At 56.3% G+C, this 2,716-nt stretch carries 1 rRNA gene (only partly in view); it reads right to left on the bottom strand.

The features are described 5' to 3' along the window. Window positions 1–32: 32 nt before the first annotated feature. A 23S ribosomal RNA gene (locus EF918_RS32000) occupies window positions 33–2,716 on the bottom strand (it continues 434 nt past the right edge of the window).

The following is a 2,716-nucleotide window of genomic DNA, read 5'->3' as shown; positions in this document are numbered from 1 at the left end:
CTTCAGAACTAACACAGTGGACGCGAGCAACTGAGGACAAGCCCTCGGCCTATTAGTACCAGTCAGCTTCACCCATTACTAGGCTTCCACATCTGGCCTATCAACCCAGTCGTCTACTGGGAGCCTTACCCTCTCAAGGAGGTGGGAATACTCATCTTGAAGCAGGCTTCCCGCTTAGATGCTTTCAGCGGTTATCCCTCCCGAACGTAGCCAACCAGCCATGCCCTTGGCAGGACAACTGGCACACCAGAGGTTCGTCCGTCCCGGTCCTCTCGTACTAGGGACAGCCCTTCTCAATATTCCTACGCGCACAGCGGATAGGGACCGAACTGTCTCACGACGTTCTAAACCCAGCTCGCGTACCGCTTTAATGGGCGAACAGCCCAACCCTTGGGACCGACTCCAGCCCCAGGATGCGACGAGCCGACATCGAGGTGCCAAACCATCCCGTCGATATGGACTCTTGGGGAAGATCAGCCTGTTATCCCCGGGGTACCTTTTATCCGTTGAGCGACGGCGCTTCCACAAGCCACCGCCGGATCACTAGTCCCGACTTTCGTCCCTGCTCGACCCGTCGGTCTCACAGTCAAGCTCCCTTGTGCACTTACACTCAACACCTGATTGCCAACCAGGCTGAGGGAACCTTTGGGCGCCTCCGTTACCCTTTGGGAGGCAACCGCCCCAGTTAAACTACCCATCAGACACTGTCCCTGATCCGGATCACGGACCGAGGTTAGACATCCAGCACGACCAGAGTGGTATTTCAACGACGACTCCACAACCACTGGCGTGGCCGCTTCACAGTCTCCCACCTATCCTACACAAGCCGAACCGAACACCAATATCAAACTGTAGTAAAGGTCCCGGGGTCTTTCCGTCCTGCTGCGCGAAACGAGCATCTTTACTCGTAGTGCAATTTCACCGGGCCTATGGTTGAGACAGTCGAGAAGTCGTTACGCCATTCGTGCAGGTCGGAACTTACCCGACAAGGAATTTCGCTACCTTAGGATGGTTATAGTTACCACCGCCGTTTACTGGCGCTTAAGTTCTCAGCTTCGCAACCCCGAAAGGTCACTAACCGGTCCCCTTAACGTTCCAGCACCGGGCAGGCGTCAGTCCGTATACATCGCCTTACGGCTTCGCACGGACCTGTGTTTTTAGTAAACAGTCGCTTCTCGCTGGTCTCTGCGGCCACCCCCAGCTCCGAGTGCAAGACTCATCACCAGGCGTGGCCCCCCTTCTCCCGAAGTTACGGGGGCATTTTGCCGAGTTCCTTAACCATAGTTCACCCGAACGCCTCGGTATTCTCTACCTGACCACCTGAGTCGGTTTAGGGTACGGGCCGCCATGAAACTCGCTAGAGGCTTTTCTCGACAGCATAGGATCATCCACTTCACCACAATCGGCTCGGCATCAGGTCTCAGCCTTAACGTGTGACGGATTTGCCTACCACACGGCCTACACCCTTACCCCGGGACAACCACCGCCCGGGCTGGACTACCTTCCTGCGTCACCCCATCGCTTACCTACTACCACCTTGGGTCAGCGGCTCCACCACTCCCCTCAACTCCGAAGAGATCAGGGCGGCTTCACGGCCTTAGCATTAATGGATTCGATATTGGGCGTTTCAAAGCGGGTACCGGAATATCAACCGGTTGTCCATCGACTACGCCTGTCGGCCTCGCCTTAGGTCCCGACTTACCCTGGGCAGATCAGCTTGACCCAGGAACCCTTAGTCAATCGGCGCAAGAGTTTCTCACTCTTGTATCGCTACTCATGCCTGCATTCTCACTCGTGAACCGTCCACAACTACCTTCCGGTGCTGCTTCACCCGGCACACGACGCTCCCCTACCCATCACAGCACCCGTTAGGGCTATTACTGCAATGACACGACTTCGGCGGTACGCTTGAGCCCCGCTACATTGTCGGCGCGGAATCACTTGACCAGTGAGCTATTACGCACTCTTTCAAGGGTGGCTGCTTCTAAGCCAACCTCCTGGTTGTCTCTGCGACTCCACATCCTTTCCCACTTAGCGTACGCTTAGGGGCCTTAGTCGATGCTCTGGGCTGTTTCCCTCTCGACCATGGAGCTTATCCCCCACAGTCTCACTGCCGCGCTCTCACTTACCGGCATTCGGAGTTTGGCTAAGGTCAGTAACCCGGTAGGGCCCATCGCCTATCCAGTGCTCTACCTCCGGCAAGAAACACACGACGCTGCACCTAAATGCATTTCGGGGAGAACCAGCTATCACGGAGTTTGATTGGCCTTTCACCCCTAACCACAGGTCATCCCCCAGGTTTTCAACCCTGGTGGGTTCGGTCCTCCACGAAGTCTTACCTCCGCTTCAACCTGCCCATGGCTAGATCACTCCGCTTCGGGTCTAGAGCGTGCAACTCAATCGCCCTGTTCGGACTCGCTTTCGCTACGGCTTCCCCACACGGGTTAACCTCGCTACACACCGCTAACTCGCAGGCTCATTCTTCAAAAGGCACGCAGTCACGAGACGTGCAAGCACGTCCGACGCTCCCACGGCTTGTAGGCACACGGTTTCAGGTACTATTTCACTCCGCTCCCGCGGTACTTTTCACCATTCCCTCACGGTACTATCCGCTATCGGTCACCAGGGAATATTTAGGCTTAGCGGGTGGTCCCGCCAGATTCACACGGGATTTCTCGGGCCCCGTGCTACTTGGGAGATGAGCAAGCAAGCCGTA

Source organism: Streptomyces sp. WAC06614 (genome assembly GCF_003949795.1).
Classification (GTDB): Bacteria; Actinomycetota; Actinomycetes; order Streptomycetales; family Streptomycetaceae; genus Streptomyces.
Note: the sequence above shows the minus strand (reverse complement) of the source record. Positions and strands in the feature narration are given on the sequence as shown.